The 14,841-nt window shown below is 53.2% G+C and carries 19 protein-coding genes and 1 pseudogene; 18 read left to right on the top strand and 2 right to left on the bottom strand.

Annotated elements, in window-relative coordinates:
• The first annotated feature begins 198 nt into the window (after positions 1-198).
• Positions 199-1,356 carry a PepSY-associated TM helix domain-containing protein gene (locus ACFQ2O_RS14085; RefSeq protein ID WP_377528708.1) on the top strand — a complete coding sequence of 386 codons (1,158 nt, stop codon included), beginning with the start codon at positions 199-201 and terminating at the stop codon, positions 1,354-1,356.
• Between the two features lie 458 nt (positions 1,357-1,814).
• Here ACFQ2O_RS14085 and ACFQ2O_RS14080 read toward each other — a convergent pair whose 3' ends face one another.
• Positions 1,815-2,570 carry a recombinase family protein gene (locus ACFQ2O_RS14080; protein WP_377528706.1) on the bottom strand — a complete coding sequence of 252 codons (756 nt, stop codon included), beginning with the start codon at positions 2,568-2,570 and terminating at the stop codon, positions 1,815-1,817.
• Positions 2,571-3,002: 432 nt separating this feature from the next.
• Between ACFQ2O_RS14080 and ACFQ2O_RS14075 the strand changes: the two genes are divergently transcribed.
• The 13 genes and pseudogenes from ACFQ2O_RS14075 to arsB all read left to right on the top strand — a co-directional run bounded on the left by ACFQ2O_RS14075 (position 3,003) and on the right by arsB (position 11,908).
• Positions 3,003-4,142 carry a hypothetical protein gene (locus ACFQ2O_RS14075; RefSeq protein WP_377528704.1) on the top strand — a complete coding sequence of 380 codons (1,140 nt, stop codon included), beginning with the start codon at positions 3,003-3,005 and terminating at the stop codon, positions 4,140-4,142.
• A gap of 813 nt (positions 4,143-4,955) precedes the next feature.
• On the top strand, positions 4,956-5,321 hold the full coding sequence (locus tag ACFQ2O_RS14070; protein WP_377528702.1) for a metal-sensing transcriptional repressor: 366 nt from the start codon (positions 4,956-4,958) through the stop codon (positions 5,319-5,321).
• Positions 5,322-5,386: 65 nt separating this feature from the next.
• Entirely contained in the window at positions 5,387-5,662 is a 276-nt protein-coding gene (locus ACFQ2O_RS14065; RefSeq protein ID WP_377528700.1) for a thioredoxin family protein, read from the top strand.
• A 121-nt stretch (positions 5,663-5,783) separates the two neighbouring features.
• Positions 5,784-6,023, top strand: coding sequence for a four-helix bundle copper-binding protein (locus tag ACFQ2O_RS14060; RefSeq protein WP_377528698.1), 240 nt, complete (start codon positions 5,784-5,786; stop codon positions 6,021-6,023).
• 77 nt (positions 6,024-6,100) lie between these two features.
• Positions 6,101-6,379, top strand: a complete 279-nt coding sequence (locus ACFQ2O_RS14055; RefSeq protein ID WP_377528696.1) for a hypothetical protein — start codon at positions 6,101-6,103, stop codon at positions 6,377-6,379.
• A gap of 359 nt (positions 6,380-6,738) precedes the next feature.
• Positions 6,739-8,085, top strand: coding sequence for a dihydrolipoyl dehydrogenase family protein (locus ACFQ2O_RS14050; RefSeq protein WP_377528694.1), 1,347 nt, complete (start codon positions 6,739-6,741; stop codon positions 8,083-8,085).
• A 92-nt stretch (positions 8,086-8,177) separates the two neighbouring features.
• Entirely contained in the window at positions 8,178-8,561 is a 384-nt protein-coding gene (locus ACFQ2O_RS14045) for an ArsR/SmtB family transcription factor (RefSeq protein ID WP_377528692.1), read from the top strand.
• Positions 8,558-9,196 (top strand): mercuric transport protein MerTP, encoded by a 639-nt coding sequence (gene merTP / locus ACFQ2O_RS14040; RefSeq protein ID WP_377528690.1) that lies wholly within the window; start codon positions 8,558-8,560, stop codon positions 9,194-9,196. Before ACFQ2O_RS14045 ends, merTP begins: the two co-directional genes overlap by 4 nt.
• On the top strand, positions 9,196-9,405 hold the full coding sequence (locus ACFQ2O_RS14035) for a GDCCVxC domain-containing (seleno)protein (protein WP_377528688.1): 210 nt from the start codon (positions 9,196-9,198) through the stop codon (positions 9,403-9,405). The genes merTP and ACFQ2O_RS14035 overlap by 1 nt, the downstream gene beginning before the upstream one ends.
• A 153-nt stretch (positions 9,406-9,558) precedes the next feature.
• Positions 9,559-10,014 (top strand): DUF6428 family protein, encoded by a 456-nt coding sequence (locus tag ACFQ2O_RS14030; RefSeq protein WP_377528686.1) that lies wholly within the window; start codon positions 9,559-9,561, stop codon positions 10,012-10,014.
• Between the two features lie 30 nt (positions 10,015-10,044).
• A pseudogene (locus ACFQ2O_RS22715) lies at positions 10,045-10,395 on the top strand (metallophosphoesterase family protein); the annotation flags it as partial.
• Between the two features lie 97 nt (positions 10,396-10,492).
• Positions 10,493-10,810 carry a metallophosphoesterase family protein gene (locus tag ACFQ2O_RS22710; RefSeq protein WP_449301391.1) on the top strand — a complete coding sequence of 106 codons (318 nt, stop codon included), beginning with the start codon at positions 10,493-10,495 and terminating at the stop codon, positions 10,808-10,810.
• A 12-nt stretch (positions 10,811-10,822) separates the two neighbouring features.
• Positions 10,823-11,908, top strand: a complete 1,086-nt coding sequence (gene arsB, locus ACFQ2O_RS14020; RefSeq protein WP_377528684.1) for an ACR3 family arsenite efflux transporter — start codon at positions 10,823-10,825, stop codon at positions 11,906-11,908.
• A gap of 55 nt (positions 11,909-11,963) precedes the next feature.
• Here the strand turns inward: arsB and ACFQ2O_RS14015 are convergent, their stop codons facing one another.
• The gene (locus tag ACFQ2O_RS14015) at positions 11,964-12,215 is read right to left on the bottom strand and encodes a hypothetical protein (protein WP_377528682.1); all 252 of its coding nucleotides are present in this window, start codon (positions 12,213-12,215) and stop codon (positions 11,964-11,966) included.
• On the opposite strand from ACFQ2O_RS14015, the gene ACFQ2O_RS14010 reads away from it, so the two are divergent.
• The 4 genes from ACFQ2O_RS14010 to ACFQ2O_RS13995 all read left to right on the top strand — a co-directional run bounded on the left by ACFQ2O_RS14010 (position 12,198) and on the right by ACFQ2O_RS13995 (position 14,689).
• The gene (locus ACFQ2O_RS14010) at positions 12,198-12,995 is read left to right on the top strand and encodes an arsenic resistance protein (RefSeq protein ID WP_377528680.1); all 798 of its coding nucleotides are present in this window, start codon (positions 12,198-12,200) and stop codon (positions 12,993-12,995) included. The genes ACFQ2O_RS14015 and ACFQ2O_RS14010 overlap by 18 nt on opposite strands.
• 279 nt (positions 12,996-13,274) lie before the next feature.
• A complete protein-coding gene (locus ACFQ2O_RS14005) occupies positions 13,275-13,712 on the top strand; it encodes a cation diffusion facilitator family transporter (RefSeq protein WP_377528678.1) in 438 nt (145 codons plus the stop codon).
• Positions 13,600-14,172, top strand: coding sequence for a cation diffusion facilitator family transporter (locus ACFQ2O_RS14000; RefSeq protein ID WP_377528710.1), 573 nt, complete (start codon positions 13,600-13,602; stop codon positions 14,170-14,172). The genes ACFQ2O_RS14005 and ACFQ2O_RS14000 overlap by 113 nt, the downstream gene beginning before the upstream one ends.
• A 196-nt stretch (positions 14,173-14,368) precedes the next feature.
• A complete protein-coding gene (locus ACFQ2O_RS13995) occupies positions 14,369-14,689 on the top strand; it encodes a DUF6660 family protein (RefSeq protein WP_377528676.1) in 321 nt (106 codons plus the stop codon).
• Positions 14,690-14,841 lie beyond the last annotated feature (152 nt).

Here is a 14,841-nt window from a genome sequence, read left to right as displayed (position 1 = left end):
CCAGCAGTGGTAAAAGTTTTTTCATCAGTTATTATTTAGAATAATTATAAATAAGTTGGTTGGACAAAAGTAAGGCTGAAAAACAAAAAGGCAAGAGCTTATTTAGATTAATTTTAAATAAGCTTTGACATTAGGTGATTCCCGCATAGATTTGCATTGCATCATTATAGCAGGACAGGCAGCTTTCGGAAGATAGCCTTGCGAAAGCTGCCTGTAGGAAACAGGATACAAACTAAGATTTTGAAGAAGCGGGTGAAAAGGACTTTCTCCATCCATCATTGGCTGGGGCTGTTGGCAGGAATCTTCCTGTTGATCTCAAGTATCACGGGATCGGTGCTGGTATTCCATCATGAGATTGACCATGCACAATTCGCCAGCCACTCCACTTTGGAGGCACCTGCTGCCGGCCTTAGGATAGACAACTCCATAAAGCGGATCCTGCAGGCTTACCCTGGCAGTGACATTCGGGTGCCCGAGCTTCCTAAAGGCCCGAACCAGGCACTGAAGTATGAGATCAGGAAAGATGGCATCCGTAAATGGATTTTTGTGCACCCACAAACAGGGAAAGCACTGGCAACCGTGGCGCGTGCGGACAAGCGCCTGGTGCATGTACTACTTGATCTTCACTACAACCTGCTCTCCGGCACACCGGGAAAAATACTAGTGCTGCTGGGCGGACTGTCCCTGATCGTGCTCTCTATCACCGGCTCTATCCTTTACCGCAGATCCATTTGGAAGGTACTTTCTTTCCGGCAGCGCGTTTCCTTTAAAAGCAGCCGCTCTTTTTTCTCCAGTCTGCACCGGGTAATTGGGGTGTGGAGCTTGGTATTTAACCTACTTCTAAGTGTTACCGGTAGCTGGATTGCTTTTACCATTGTACAAAGCGCTCTTGTCCCTGCCAGTGCTGGTGCTGCAGAGGATGCTCCATCAGGAATAATGTCCGTGGACGCTGTGCTTAAGCAAGTAAGAGGGGAGTATCCGGAATTTGAAATCAGTTACCTCCGCTTCGCAGGCGGGGCGTTCTCCATCCTCGGAAGACACAAATCAGATCCCGCATACTACGGGTCTACCTCTAGTGACATACAGGTGGACCTAAGTTCCGGCGGGGTGAAGGCCGTAAATCTTGCCCGAGACAAGCCCTGGAACGAACGCATGCTGCTGGTGTTCAAGCCGCTGCACTTCGGCGACTATGCCGGCCCTGCAGTAAAGCTTATTTACTGTTTCTTCGGTTTAATGCCGGGGCTGCTGGCCGTATCAGGCTTTTTCATATGGAGACTAAATAACAACAAAACAGATAAGTTGATGCGAAAACGCAAAGTTCCCGTGCGCTACTCGCATACCGGAGGGGCCGTGTAAAGGTGCAGCTCATGGCTTGCGAGATGCTTGCAGTTGATGCTCTTTGGTATGGTACAGCTTTCCAGGGGAAGTATCAGAAAGAACTTCAAATTATCTATAGGCTATTGGTTTGTAGCAGCTCTTAATCCTGACATGAATGGTAAAACCCTACAATGACAGTCGAGTCTTCATGTGGGTTTTCAACAGTTGTGTGCTTTGGTTATGAATTCTGCTTAAAAAGAGACAATAGTTTAACCTGCTAAAAATTATATAGATGTAGCTCCGTCTTCTGTGGGGCTTTGCTGGTGGTAATCTCCGATAGATGAAGCCTTCTTCGGTTTCTTCTTTTTACTTTATACTACCACACCAGGAAACCTGTGAACGGCAAGCTGGCACAGTTCAGGCTGATTTAAGAGGAGCTTTCCATAGTAGGCAACAAGCATAAAGCACTCCTTACTTAACATAAGCTTACACATCAGCTATGAAAAGGGCTTCTCCAGGGGAGAGCCCTGCTGAGCAGTCATCCGGTGGTGGATCCGCTGCACCTGCGTTGCTTGGAACAGCCCTCCCCGGCTGGCCCTGAAACCCGCCTCGTTCAGTTTCCAGGCTATCTCCTTCCAGGGCATCTCCGCTTTGCCTGTCACCTGTCCCTCGCTGCCTGTAACGTTCACTTTGGTGCTGCGCAGGAACTGGATGAGGGCCGCTGCCCGCTTGTTGTTCTCATTGACCCTGGCATTGTACTGCAGCACCCGGGTCCCCTCTGCGGAGGCGGCACCCGTCCGGAAGGCCTCTGAGGGTTTGCGCCACTCTCCCGTCAGCTTTATCTTCTCATCCAGCGCCGCTTTTGTCCGGATGCCGATCAGCTCCCGCTCCCGGTCGGCGATGGCCATGAACAGCGTGAGGGTGAACTTGTCCAGGTTCGGGATATCGCAGCTCTCCAGCCTGCCCTCCAGCTCGCGGTAGATGCTCAGCGCCTGCTCCGTGTTCCTGCTCAGGCGGTCAATCTTGGCCACGACGAGCGTCGCCTGCTTCCGCCTGCAAAGCTCCAGGGCCTCCAGGAGGCGCGGGCGGTTGGCGATGTCCTTGCCGCTTATCTTCTCGGTGAACTCCCCGATGATGTTCTTGTCCGAGTAGAAGTGCCGGACATAGGTGCGCTGCGCCTCCAGGCCCAGGCCGGACTCGCCCTGCTTCTTGGTGGAGACGCGGTAGTAGACCACGTATTGCTGCTCTTCCATCGCCTGTCTGTTTGATGTTTTCCCAAAGGTACGGGTTGTTTTACATTTCTACAACGAACGTAGTAGAAATGTAAAACACCTCCCGGCGATTGTGTAATTCCCCTCAGCAAGGGGTGACACTTACACAGTTGGCAGCCCTTCTGTACAAAACACAATGCCTGGCCCCGGGGCCCCTTGCCGAACGAAGGACCTGCCTGCTTCTCTCCCTTCTGTAAAGAACCAGTTACCTTGTCTGCCAGGAGGGGGAGCCTTCCGGTAAACGTCACGCTCGAAAGATGCCCGCTCAAGAAATACAACACCTCAAGCCGCCGCCGTGACAAAACGGCATTCCCCAATCTCATTAGCAGAATATAGCAAAAGCAAATATTATTAGTATCTTCAGAGCGGCGCCGGAAACTGTCCCCGGCAGAGGTACACTATATATAGTAGAATATGGCAAAGGTTGGTTTTGCCTCCGTGGCGGGGGCGCATGGCTTTCGCTGCGGCGGTCCCGGCGGCACACACTTCTCTGTCACGGTTGTGCTGGTGGAGGAAGGAAACAGAAGGGAAGTGGAGGAGGGGTTCCGCCGTATCCGGGAGCGTCACTTCCCGGGCGGTGACATCCGCTTTGGGGATGGCCCCCTGTTTGAGGCGCAGCGGCAAGAGTTCCTGGAGGAGCTCAAGTCACTGGGCTTTTCCTTCCATGCACTCCTAGTGGACAAGCGCAAGCTGCACCAGAAGTCGCCACTCCAGTACAAGGGTACCTTCTACAAGTTCCTCTCGGGCCTTATCTACAACAACCTCTACCGCACCGTCCCGAACCTGAGCATCGTGGCCGATGAGCTGGGCACGCCGGAGTTCATGGAGAGCTTCCGCCGCTACATCCACGAGAACCACCAGGTGGACCTTTTCTCCCCGGCCACCTTTACTTTCTCCCATGCAGCGGAGGCGGGGCTGCTGCAGCTGGCGGGCTTCCTGGGCGAAAGCCTGAATTTGTTTCACGCCGGGCTGTCAGCGGTGGATGTGGAGCAGGAGCTGGCGAGTCAGGGCGCGGGGGTAATCCGCTGGCCGGAGGGGTACGTGCCCTACACCGTGGACACAGAGGGCATGGCAGTGGATGCGCAGGACGAGGCCGTCACAGCGGCGGCGCAGCTGCGGGCGCGGGACTACCTCGAGCGGCACGCGGGCAGCGAGGACCCCGTCATCCGGAGCCGGATGGTGTTGGTGGAGTACCTGCTGATGGTGTTTACCTACAACTACCGGACCCGCTTCATCCACACCTACGAGCTGCTCCAGCACCTCAACTCCTATAAGTATGAGAGTTACACGGAACACCGCTTCCGCTCGCTGGTGGTGGGGCCGGTGCGGGACGAGGGCGTGCTTATCGTCTCCTCCAGCGCCGGCTACAAGCTGCCCTGCTCCACGCGGGACATTTTCAACTTCTTCAACTACTATAACCAGCAGATTCAGCCGATGCTCGGCAGGCTGGCACAGTGCCACAGGGCGCTGGAACTAGCCACCGGGGGAGAGCTGAACGTGCTGGGGCAACCGGAGTACACTGGCCTCCGGTTGCTGCTGGACAGGCTCCACTGACAGGCACAGCTTTGTGGAAGTAGTTTTGCATAGCGTTCCACCTTCTTTCCCCTTTTGTAGTAGTTATTGTGTTTACTCAGATTACCTTGCTTACTATGTTTGTTTCGCAATAGATTTTGGGCGCTTGCTTTGGCTCGCGATCGGGAAAGTCGCTTTTCTGGCAGCCGAAGAAGGAAGCGTAGCGCAATGATGCGGATGGCGGAAGGGTGACAAGCGACGTCCAGCTCTCAGGCAAATGCTGCTCATTTGCCTGAGAGCTGGACGGTGGGAGCAAAGTTTGTCGGGGAGGGCAGCCGCCGGTGCAGTTTACCACCAGCTGCTACTGACTGGCTTTCAAAGTGTAAAGGATGGGGTGATGAATCATGAGGAGAAGTTTATGACCAACCTGCCTTCCATTCTTATAGTCTTATCGTTGGCTACAAAAGGGGAATGAAGGGGGAACGGTAGTAAATGAGAAGTCAGGAGAAAGGCCTTCTTGTTCAATAGCTGATAAGAATGATTATGATAAATAGAAGCAGTTAAAAATAATTAGCCCACACGCAAGTGGCCTAGCCTGCTTCGCGCAGCTCTAAAAAATATTTAAGGAAAGTGGGTGTGGCTAGTGAGCTTTCTTCCTAGGTTACTGCCGAAGCACTACCCTTCCACTCCATTCGGGCTCTATTTCTGGTATAATGGTCAAAGTGGCTGCTGTATCTACAGTACCATACAAACACGAGTCCACCACTTAGCTGAATCCAACCGCCCTTAAAAAACTGTTTAAATTGTTTGCAGACCACCCTGCTACCCTGGTTATATTTCATAAAATCAAATAACATGCTGCAAAAGGACTTGACAAGGGATATTAAAACCAGGCTGAATACCATAAAAGGACAATTGGACGGCATTATCAAGATGCTTGACAATGACAGAGACCCTGAAGAGGTGCTGGTGCAATTCAAAGCGGCTGGCAAAGCACTTAGCACCGCTCAATTCCTGCTGCTGGACGAGACATTCAGAAAGTCCCTGGCCGCCAAGCTGTCAGAGACAATGGAAGCTTGCACGGGGGATTGCGGACAGGAAAACACCATAGAGCTGCTACGGAAGCAGTTTCCAGACCTAAGCCTTGATGAGCTGACAGCCAAGATGAAGGAGATTCAGGCTGTTTATGACCAGATGAAGGCAAACCAGCAAAAAAGTTAGCCGCAACTGCTTGCAGACCACCCCCGCCCCAGCTGTAGCTTTGCTTAAGTTTAAAGTTTACGACTATGGCAAAGAGAAAAATAGAAGTGTTCACCGCGGGGTGCTCTGTTTGTGAACCGGTAGTGGAAATGGTGCAGTCAATGGCCTGTGAATCATGTGACGTGACAGTTTATGACCTCGCCCAGCAGTGCGACACAAAAGAGTGCGTGAGCAAAGTGAAAGAGTACAACATTACCTCTCTGCCAGCGGTGGTGGTGAACGGAGAGCTGCTCTCCTGCTGCGCAGACAGGGGCGTGAGCCGTGAGCAGTTAGAGGCCGCCGGGGTAGGAAGCCCCACTTAAACCGTTTAAATCAAAAAACCTAAAACAACAAGCTATGAAAAACATCAGCCAAGAAATGCAGTCCTGCATCGATTCCTGTTACAGCGCCGTCACCGCCAGCAGAGTCTGCCTGGACCAGCACATGGGAGAGCCTGACATGGAGCAGTGCCACAAGCTGTGCCTGGACACCATTGCCATTGCCACGGCATGCGCCAACATGTGCGCGGCCAAATCAGACTATGTGGGGCAGGTAACCCGGGTGTGCGCCCAGGTATGCAGGGATTGCGCAGATGAGTGCGCCAAGTTTGACAGTGAGGTGTGCCGGGAGTGCGCCCGAGTTTGCAGGGAATGTGCCGACAAATGTGAGGCAATGGCAGCTTAAATCCAGAAGCAAGGTACGGTTGCTTTGTATCATCAGCTTTGTTGCCTTACCCAACTGAGCACTCAATGATTAAAATTATGAAACAAAGGTTTTTAGGAATTGCAACAGCAACCTTGATGCTGGCTGGCGGCTCGTTCTTTGCGTTCGCCGGCAATGGCCAGTCACAGGATTGCCCGTTGAAGGGCACACCAGATTGCCCGCTGGTGAAGGAGTGCAAGTTGAAAGACACGACTGACTGCCCACTGGTGAAGGACGAGGCAAAGAAGGAAAAGGCGGCAGAGACAACGGCAACAGTTGCGGTTGTAGCTACAAACACAACTACAGCGGCTGTACCATCCTGTTGCAAAAAGAAGTAAAATTCAATAAAGAGAGCAACCTGTGGGGCTGCTCTCTTTTGTTTTTCGTCTCAAACCAAGCAGATTAATTCGGAAGAATTAAAATCCTTTATTTAGGAGCGTCCATTTATCTGGAGTGCATTGGCACCGGTACGCTATCAATTATGACTTCATAAGAAAGAGGGGAGCAATTTGGGAGTGTTGGTACGCTTGATCCGAATAAATATGCTTAAGAACAGAAGTAGACAGCTGCATGAAAACTATAACCGCTGTTTGTTTGAAGCCATACCCTACAGCAATCCGCTGCACCTTACACAGCTAAGGACAAAACAAAATTTCCGGAACCGCTGTATTTAAGCAAATACTTAAATACAATGCAGATGAAAAAGTACGACGTGTTGGTGATAGGTGCCGGGATGGCCGGTGCCGCCGTGGCCAAAAAGTGCGCGATAAAAGGACTGAAGACCGCCATCACTGATTTCAGGCCCTACGGCGGAACCTGCGCTCTGCGGGGGTGTGACCCCAAGAAAGTGCTCATAGACGCGGCCAGCCTGCGCGAGCAAGTGCGGCTGCACCTTGGGAAAGGGCTCACCGGAGACGTGGAGGTGAACTGGCAGGAGCTGATGAAATTCAAGGAGACGTTCACGGCACCTGTACCCGAAAACATGGAAAAGGGATTTGAAAAGGCCGGTATAGACACCTACCACGCACCCGCCGCCTTTCTGGATGAATCCACCCTACAGATTGGTCAAGAAACTGTTTCCGCTGAAAAGATAGTGATTGTCACGGGCGCACGCCCAAGGGAGCTGGAGGTCCCAGGGGCAGAGCACACCATCACCAGCGACGACTTCCTGAATCTTGAGGCGCTGCCGGAGCACATTACCTTTCTGGGGGGCGGCTACATTTCCTTTGAGTTTGCCCACCTTGCCGCACGCGCAGGCTCCCGCGTCACCATTATAGAGCACGGCCCCCGCCCCCTGAAGCACTTTGAGCAGGACATGGTGGACGAACTGGTGCGCGTGTCCAAAGAGGCAGGCATTGACATAAGACTGAACTGCGAGGTGCAGCGCATCACGCAGAAGGCCAACGAGTACGAAGTCAGCCTGGAAGGCGAGGCAGGCAGGGGAACCCTTGAAACGGGGCTGGTGGTGAGCGCCATAGGGCGCGTGCCGGAAGTAGGGCAGCTTGACCTGAACAAAGGCAACGTAAGGCACGGCAGAAAGGGCATTGACGTGAACGAGTACCTGCAAAGCACCTCCAACCCCCGCGTGTATGCTGCCGGAGACGTGGCCGATACAGAAGGCTTGCCCTTAACGCCTGTAGCCGTTTACGAGGGCCACTTTCTGTCGGCAAACGTCATCAAGGGCAACAGCAAAAAGGTGAACTACCCGGAGATACCCACGGTGGTCTTCACCATTCCGTCACTGGCCTCTGTGGGGCTGACCGAGAGGCAGGCGAAAGAGCAGGGGCTGGATTACAAGGTGAACACGCATGACGCAAGGCAGTGGTTTAACGGCAGGAGGCACCGCGCCCCTGCCTACGCCTACAAGGTGCTGGTGAGCAAAACGGACGGGAGTATACTTGGAGCGCACCTGGTGGGGCCGCAGGCAGAGGAAACAATAAATGTTTTTGCTGTGGCGATGAAGGCGGGCATGAAGGCAAGAGACCTGAAGAGCTTCCTTTTCAGCTACCCCACTATGGCTTCCGACGTGAGCTACATGGCGTAAGGCAGCCATTGTATTTAAGTATTTTCTTAAATAATGAATTTGCCGTACTTTTGCGGTGTTACCTTTCTGTACCGGAAAGAAAACCCTTACCCATGGAGAAAGAAAAACCGTCCCCCTGCATCAGGGTTTACGCCAACGAGAAGCAGATAAACTCGTGCAAGAAGCGAATGGAGGACTTGAAAGACCCTGTCAGGCTCCTTGCCGGCGCCCTAAGCCTTGCGGGAAATGAGGTTCGCCTGAAAATCCTTTTCCTGTTGAAGGAGGAAGGGGAGCTGTGCCCCTGCGACATCAGCGATATTCTGGAGATGACTGTTCCCGCCATCTCCCAGCACCTGCGCAAGCTGAAAGAGGGCAGCCTTGTCACCACAAAGAAGACCGGCCAGACCATTTTCTACGCGCTCACCCCTGAAGCCGAAAAGCTGCTCCAGCCGCACTTTGACTTGCTTACAAGCGCCACTGTAGACACCGCCTTATGAGAAACCAGGAACTACCTTACATGGATAATCAGGAAACCCCTGCCACAAAGGCTTGGGTCGGTGCAGGCCTGCTGGCAGCGTTGGGAGCCTCCCTGTGCTGCATTACCCCTCTGCTGGCCATCATGGCCGGAACCAGCGGCATGGCCGCCTCCTTTTCTTGGCTGGAGCCGCTGCGCCCTTACCTGATTGGTGTTACGGCGCTGGTGTTAGGCTTTGCCTGGTATCAGAAGCTGAAGCCTGCCCGCAAGATTGACTGTGATTGTGAAACAACCCCTAAACCCAACTTTATGCAAACCGAAGCCTTTCTTTCCATTGTAACCGTGTTTGCCGCTGTGATGCTGGCTTTCCCTTCCTACGCCTATGTCTTCTACCCGCAGACACAAGGCCAGCAAGTAACCGCTGACAAAGCAAACGTGCAGACGGTGGAAATAAAGATAAAGGGAATGACCTGCGCTGGCTGCGAAGGGCACGTGAACAGCGAGGTGAACAAGCTGGCCGGTATCCTGAAGGTGGAGACTTCCTACGCCGACGGCAATACGCTGGTGCAGTTTGACAAGACCAAGACGGACGTGAAGCAGATTGAGAAGGCTGTGCTGGCCACAGGCTACAAAGTAACCGAAATTAAGAAAAAGTAATGGCTACCGTACTCCAGTCCACGATTACCTGCCCCAACTGCGGGCACCAGAAGGAAGAGCAAATGCCCACGGACGCGTGTCAGTACTTCTATCAGTGCGAGAAGTGCGAAACTGTTTTGAAGCCCAAGCAGGGCGACTGCTGCGTGTTCTGTAGCTACGGCACCGTGCCTTGCCCACCTATACAGGAAGACAAAAGCTGTTGCGGGTAGTTCTCTGCACACAAAAGGCGGAATACTTGAGGTAGCATTTGGGTGCACTTAAAGCCACATAGCTCCTTTGAGACCTTAGCCGCCTATTTTTCAAACGTGCTTGCTGGCGTCAAAAGCCAGCAGCCAAACTGTTGTTAAACATCAAGCAGTACCATGAAACTGTCAGAGGTAAAAAATATCCTGCAAACCGCCGATGCGGTAAACTTTGAGCTGGAGAACGGAGCGAAGGTTCCGGAGAACTTCCATGTCACCGAGGTGGGCGTGGTCACCAGGAACTTCATCGACTGCGGGGGTACCGTGCGAAATGAGGAGGTGGCCAATTTCCAGCTTTGGAACGCCAACGACTTCGACCACAGGCTAAAGCCGCAGAAGCTGCTCGATATCATCGCCCTCTCCGAGAAAGTACTGGGCATGGAGGACCTCGAAATCGAGGTGGAGTATCAGGGGGAGACCATCGGCAGGTACGGCCTCGGTTTTAACGTCAGAAGCTTCGTGCTGCTGGCAAAGACGACCAACTGCCTTGCCCCGGACAAGTGCGGCATCCCGCTGGAACAGCTTCAAGTAATAGCCACAGGCAACGCCTGCACGCCCGGTGGTGGCGGCTGCTAATAACACTTGACATCAACTGCATAAGACACCATGAGTAAGATAGCGCTGTTCAGCGACATCCACGCCAACCTGCCTGCCTTGGAGGCATTCTTCGCCGATGTGGATTCCCGCAGGCCCGATTTCATTTACTGCCTCGGCGACCTGGTGGGCTACAACGTGTGGGCAAACGAGGTGGTGGACGAGATCAGGAGACGCAACATCCCCACCATCGCGGGAAACTACGACTTTGGTATTGGCAGGATGAGTAGCGAGTGCGGCTGCGCCTACAAGACTGACCAGGAGAAGTCCAACGGCTCCGTCTCCGTCTCCTTCACCAACCAAATCATGAAGCCGGAGCAGCGCCAGTACCTGCGCACGCTGCCAGCGCACATCCGGGTGGAGTACCAGTTGAACGAGGACAGGCTCAACCTGCTGCTGGTGCACGGAAGCCCGAGGAAGATAAACGAGTACCTCTTTGAGGACAGGGACGCTTCGTATCATGACCGATGCCGATGCCGACATCCTGTGCTTCGGGCACACGCACAAGCCCTACCACCGGGTACTGGACTCAGGAGAGGAAGGGCAAAGCCATTTCCGCCACGCCATCAACATCGGCTCGGTGGGCAAGCCCAAGGACGGGGACAACCGTGGCGGCTACGTGCTGCTGACGGTAAACGACAACAGTTCCGTGCTGGACAAGGAAAGCGTGCAGGTGGAGTTCATCCGCTTCAAGTACGATTATGAGAGGGCGGCAAGAGCCGTTGAGGAAAGCGTCCTGCCCAATGAGTATGCCGAGAACCTGAGAAAAGGCTGCTAAAAAACAGAAGATATGAGTGCTACTAACTGCGCCCCCACCCACCAGCGGAAGCAACTGCGGTTCTTTGACCGCTACCTGACCCTGTGGATATTCCTGGCCATGTTCCTTGGCGTGGGCATCGGCTACTTCCTGCCCGAGTCCTCCGGCTTCATCAACTCCCTGTCCAGCGGAACCACGAACGTGCCGCTGGCCATCGGCCTTATCCTGATGATGTACCCGCCGCTGGCCAAGGTGCGCTATGAGCAGATGGGGGAGGTGTTCCGGAACGTGAAGATTCTGAGCATCTCGCTCTTGCTCAACTGGGTTATCGGCCCGCTGCTGATGTTCTTTCTGGCCATACTTTTCTTCCGTGACCAGCCCGAGTACATGGTGGGGCTGATACTTATCGGCATCGCCCGTTGCATCGCCATGGTGATGGTGTGGAACGAGTTGGCGGAGGGTAGCCGGGAGTATGCCGCAGGGCTGGTGGCGCTCAACAGCGTCTTCCAGATATTCTTCTACAGCCTGTACGCCTACCTGTTCATCTCGGTGCTGCCGCCCTACTTCGGGGTTGAGAGTTCCGAGATAAGCATCACCATCGGACAGATTGCCGAGAGCGTGCTGCTATATTTGGGCATCCCGTTTTTTGCGGGTGTCGTGAGCCGCTACGGGTTGATTCGGCTTAAAGGGATGGAATGGTTCAACAACAAGTATATCCCCTTCATCTCACCCATCACACTCGTTGCCCTTTTGTTCACCATCGTGCTGATGTTCAGCCTCAAAGGGGAGCTGATCGTGCAAATCCCGTTTGATGCGCTTCGGATAGCGGTGCCGCTGGTGCTGTACTTCGCCATCATGTTTTTCATCTCCTTCCTTCTTGCAAAGAAGCTTGGCGCTGACTACGCTAAGAACACAGCCATTTCCTTTACTGCCACAGGCAACAACTTCGAACTGGCCATTGCCGTTGCCATCGGCATCTTCGGCATCAACTCCGGGCAGGCCTTCGCTGGCGTGATTGGTCCGCTGGTGGAGGTGCCTGCGCTGATACTGCTGGTGAATGCCGCCTTCTGGTTTAAGAGGAAGTGGTACGGGAAAGAGGAAGAACTTGTCACTGATTAGAATTAATCTACCTTTATGCACCAGCCGCTCTATCCTTTAAGCGGGTCATTTCGTTTTAGCGGATAGTACGCCGGTGTGCACCTACCGCTTGTGTAATGATATGCAAGATGACAAACATTGAATGAGTCTTCTCAATAAACTCCACACCCTGATCATCCTGCTGGCAGTGCTGCTCGGTTTGCTGCTTGCCCAAATCCCTCTCGTTGCAGCACACGCAACCTCTCTGATCATCCCCTTCCTGATGCTGATGCTCTACGGCCTGTTTTTGGCCATGCCCCTGCAAGGACTTATGAAAGGGTTCCGGCATAGAAAATTTGTACTGCTGAGCCTTGCCATAAACTTTGTGTGGACACCGCTGCTGGCTTACCTCTTGGGCCACGTATTCCTGTCCGGTCAGCAGGCGCTCTGGATTGGTTTCGTCATGCTGATGGTGACGCCCTGCACAGACTGGTACATCATTTTTACGGGCATTGCGAAAGGTAACACGGTACTCTCGGCTTCCATTCTCCCGCTGAACCTGGTGCTGCAGGTGGTGCTGCTGCCCATCTACCTGCTGCTGTTCTTTAACCAGACAGGTATGCTGCCGGTAGAGGCTTTGCTGGAGAGCACTGTGCTGGTGATCGTTCTTCCCTTTGTCCTCGCCCAAGTCACCAGGTTGTTACTGCTCCGCTCAGGCAGACAGCCCCTTTTCGAGGAACGGCTCCTTCCTGCCTTTGAGTCGGCACAAGTCCTGTTCCTGGGGCTGGCCATCATGGCCATGTTCGCCTCCGAGGGAGGTGCGCTGCTAAATAACCTGGAGGTGGTGTACATCATGCTGATCCCCCTGCTGCTCTTCTTTGCCGTCAACTTCACCGTTGGTCGCCTTGCCAGCCGTTGGGTCAGGCTCAGCTACGGGGACGGAGCAAGCCTGAGCCTGACCACGTTGGCCAGAAACTCCCCTGTCTCGCTGGCAATAGCCGTTGCCGCCTTTCCGGACACGCCGCTCATTGCCTTGGCTTTGGTGATTGATCCGTTGATAGAGCTTCCTGTGCTGGGTTTGGTCTCCCAGGCACTGTTGCTGATAAGGGGAAAGTTGATTCGTGAATAGTTTAAATCCTGCAAAGGCTGATCAACAATACAGGGGCCTGCATGAAGAGAGCATCAGCTATGATTTACCGCCGCCACACAAGTGAGAGGTTGGAAAGGATGTGTTAGCAGGTTGACTTTGGTCTGAGGCATGTTTAAAACTAACTTGTGTTGTCCCATAGATTAGGCTTTTATAACACACGCTTTTTCAGAGCGATACATCCTGACAAAGTCGACATTTAAACTGCTAATACAGTTCTCCGGTATAAGGAACTGACATAACTAAAATAACACGTTGCCTATGGGACACGACTACTCACATGCTCATGGAGCTTCAAAGAACATAGCTTTCGCCTTCTTCCTCAATATCGGGTTCACCATCTTTGAGATTATCGGGGGCTTCTACGTTAACAGCGTTGCCATCATCTCCGATGCGCTGCATGACCTGGGGGATAGCCTGTCGCTGGGCGTTTCGTGGTACCTGCAGAAGAAATCCGATAAGAACGCCGACGAGAAGTTTACCTTCGGCTACAAGCGCTTCTCCCTGCTCGGAGCGCTCATCAACAGTATTGTGCTGGTGCTGGGTGCTGGGTTCTGTCTTTGTCATTTACCAAGGTGTGCAGCGGATCATCGAGCCGAAGTACACGGATGCGAACGGAATGCTCATCTTCGCCATCATTGGCGTGGCGGTGAACGGTGTGGCAGCGCTGCGGCTCAAGAAACACGAGTCAATGAATGAGAAGGTCCTGTCTTGGCACCTGATTGAGGACGTGATGGGTTGGGTGGCGATCCTCATCACCAGCAGCAGCAGCATGTTCTGGGACATCCATGTGCTGGACCCTATTCTCTCGCTGGCCATCGCCGCATTTATCCTGTGGAACGTGGTTACAAGGCTGCGGGAGACGATGTACGTGTTCCTACAGGGCGCCCCCCAGGAGGTGGACCTGGGCGAACTGAAAGAAAATATCCTGGGCATCGAACACGTGACTTCCACACACCACACCCACCTGTGGACGCTAAATGAGGAAAACCAGGTGTTCATGATTCACGTTACGGTGGACAGGCTCTCCGGTATTCCGGATATTATCAGAATAAAAAACAGGATCAAGGAGTTGCTGAGGGGCAAGCACGTGTCCCACGCCACTATCGACATCGAGTTTGAGGACGAGGCCTGTTACATGGAATCCCCCGACCACTGACCATGACAAGCCTGAAGGGAGAAAAAACCTAAGCGCTTTGCGGTGCACGCCGACAATGCCCTGACTCAGGAGGACGTGGATTGCTCTTCGACCTGCGCTGGCTTTGCTACTTCAACTGGACAGGGCCGCTTTGGAAGCAGAACGCTTTACCATTTGCAATGGAATTGCATTATTTTTTTCTTAACTTTGTTTTTGAATGAAGTCTCTACTCTACATACTGATCCTGCTTTTGCTGGCGCTTTCCCTGAAACCATGCCCGGACAAGGCAAATGCGGTACGCAGTGAAAGACAGGTAATGGCTGTAGTTGGTTTACACCAGGACCATCAGGACAATGCTGCAGACCCATGCACCCCATTTTGCGCCTGCCATTGCTGCCATACTCATTTTCAGCCACAAAGTGCGGATGTAGTCGAATACGCTGATTTGCAGGAGGTAAGCCACGAGGTTGACCTGTACAAGAGTAGTTTTGTCTCCTCCCTTTCCTATTCCATCTGGCAACCGCCGAAGGTAGCCTAACCCGTTTCCCCTTTCTTTTTTGTGGACAGGCCTGTACATAGCCGGCATCGGCGTGCAGGTGTCTTTCTGTCCCTACCCACTCCATTCAAAACAAGAACCAGACGAGAGCTTTGTAAAGAACTTTTTGTCTATCAGAATTGAAAAAAAATAAT

The organism is Pontibacter rugosus (assembly GCF_042678745.1).
In the GTDB taxonomy this organism is placed as follows: Bacteria; Bacteroidota; Bacteroidia; order Cytophagales; family Hymenobacteraceae; genus Pontibacter; species Pontibacter rugosus.
The sequence above is the reverse complement of the archived record's forward strand: the minus strand, read 5'-3'. Positions and strand labels throughout refer to the sequence as shown.

What these genes read in the sequence shown, in the direction of transcription:
- ACFQ2O_RS14080 (WP_377528706.1), bottom strand. Translation starts at nt 2,570, where the DNA reads ATGGAAGAGCAGCAATACGTGGTCTACTACCGCGTCTCCACCAAGAAG.
- ACFQ2O_RS14075 (WP_377528704.1), top strand. Translation starts at nt 3,003, where the DNA reads ATGGCAAAGGTTGGTTTTGCCTCCGTGGCGGGGGCGCATGGCTTTCGC.
- ACFQ2O_RS14070 (WP_377528702.1), top strand. Translation starts at nt 4,956, where the DNA reads ATGCTGCAAAAGGACTTGACAAGGGATATTAAAACCAGGCTGAATACC.
- ACFQ2O_RS14065 (WP_377528700.1), top strand. Translation starts at nt 5,387, where the DNA reads ATGGCAAAGAGAAAAATAGAAGTGTTCACCGCGGGGTGCTCTGTTTGT.
- ACFQ2O_RS14060 (WP_377528698.1), top strand. Translation starts at nt 5,784, where the DNA reads ATGGGAGAGCCTGACATGGAGCAGTGCCACAAGCTGTGCCTGGACACC.
- ACFQ2O_RS14055 (WP_377528696.1), top strand. Translation starts at nt 6,101, where the DNA reads ATGAAACAAAGGTTTTTAGGAATTGCAACAGCAACCTTGATGCTGGCT.
- ACFQ2O_RS14050 (WP_377528694.1), top strand. Translation starts at nt 6,739, where the DNA reads ATGAAAAAGTACGACGTGTTGGTGATAGGTGCCGGGATGGCCGGTGCC.
- ACFQ2O_RS14045 (WP_377528692.1), top strand. Translation starts at nt 8,178, where the DNA reads ATGGAGAAAGAAAAACCGTCCCCCTGCATCAGGGTTTACGCCAACGAG.
- merTP (WP_377528690.1), top strand. Translation starts at nt 8,558, where the DNA reads ATGAGAAACCAGGAACTACCTTACATGGATAATCAGGAAACCCCTGCC.
- ACFQ2O_RS14035 (WP_377528688.1), top strand. Translation starts at nt 9,196, where the DNA reads ATGGCTACCGTACTCCAGTCCACGATTACCTGCCCCAACTGCGGGCAC.
- ACFQ2O_RS14030 (WP_377528686.1), top strand. Translation starts at nt 9,559, where the DNA reads ATGAAACTGTCAGAGGTAAAAAATATCCTGCAAACCGCCGATGCGGTA.
- ACFQ2O_RS22710 (WP_449301391.1), top strand. Translation starts at nt 10,493, where the DNA reads ATGACCGATGCCGATGCCGACATCCTGTGCTTCGGGCACACGCACAAG.
- arsB (WP_377528684.1), top strand. Translation starts at nt 10,823, where the DNA reads ATGAGTGCTACTAACTGCGCCCCCACCCACCAGCGGAAGCAACTGCGG.
- ACFQ2O_RS14010 (WP_377528680.1), top strand. Translation starts at nt 12,198, where the DNA reads ATGAAAGGGTTCCGGCATAGAAAATTTGTACTGCTGAGCCTTGCCATA.
- ACFQ2O_RS14015 (WP_377528682.1), bottom strand. Translation starts at nt 12,215, where the DNA reads ATGCCGGAACCCTTTCATAAGTCCTTGCAGGGGCATGGCCAAAAACAG.
- ACFQ2O_RS14005 (WP_377528678.1), top strand. Translation starts at nt 13,275, where the DNA reads ATGGGACACGACTACTCACATGCTCATGGAGCTTCAAAGAACATAGCT.
- ACFQ2O_RS13995 (WP_377528676.1), top strand. Translation starts at nt 14,369, where the DNA reads ATGAAGTCTCTACTCTACATACTGATCCTGCTTTTGCTGGCGCTTTCC.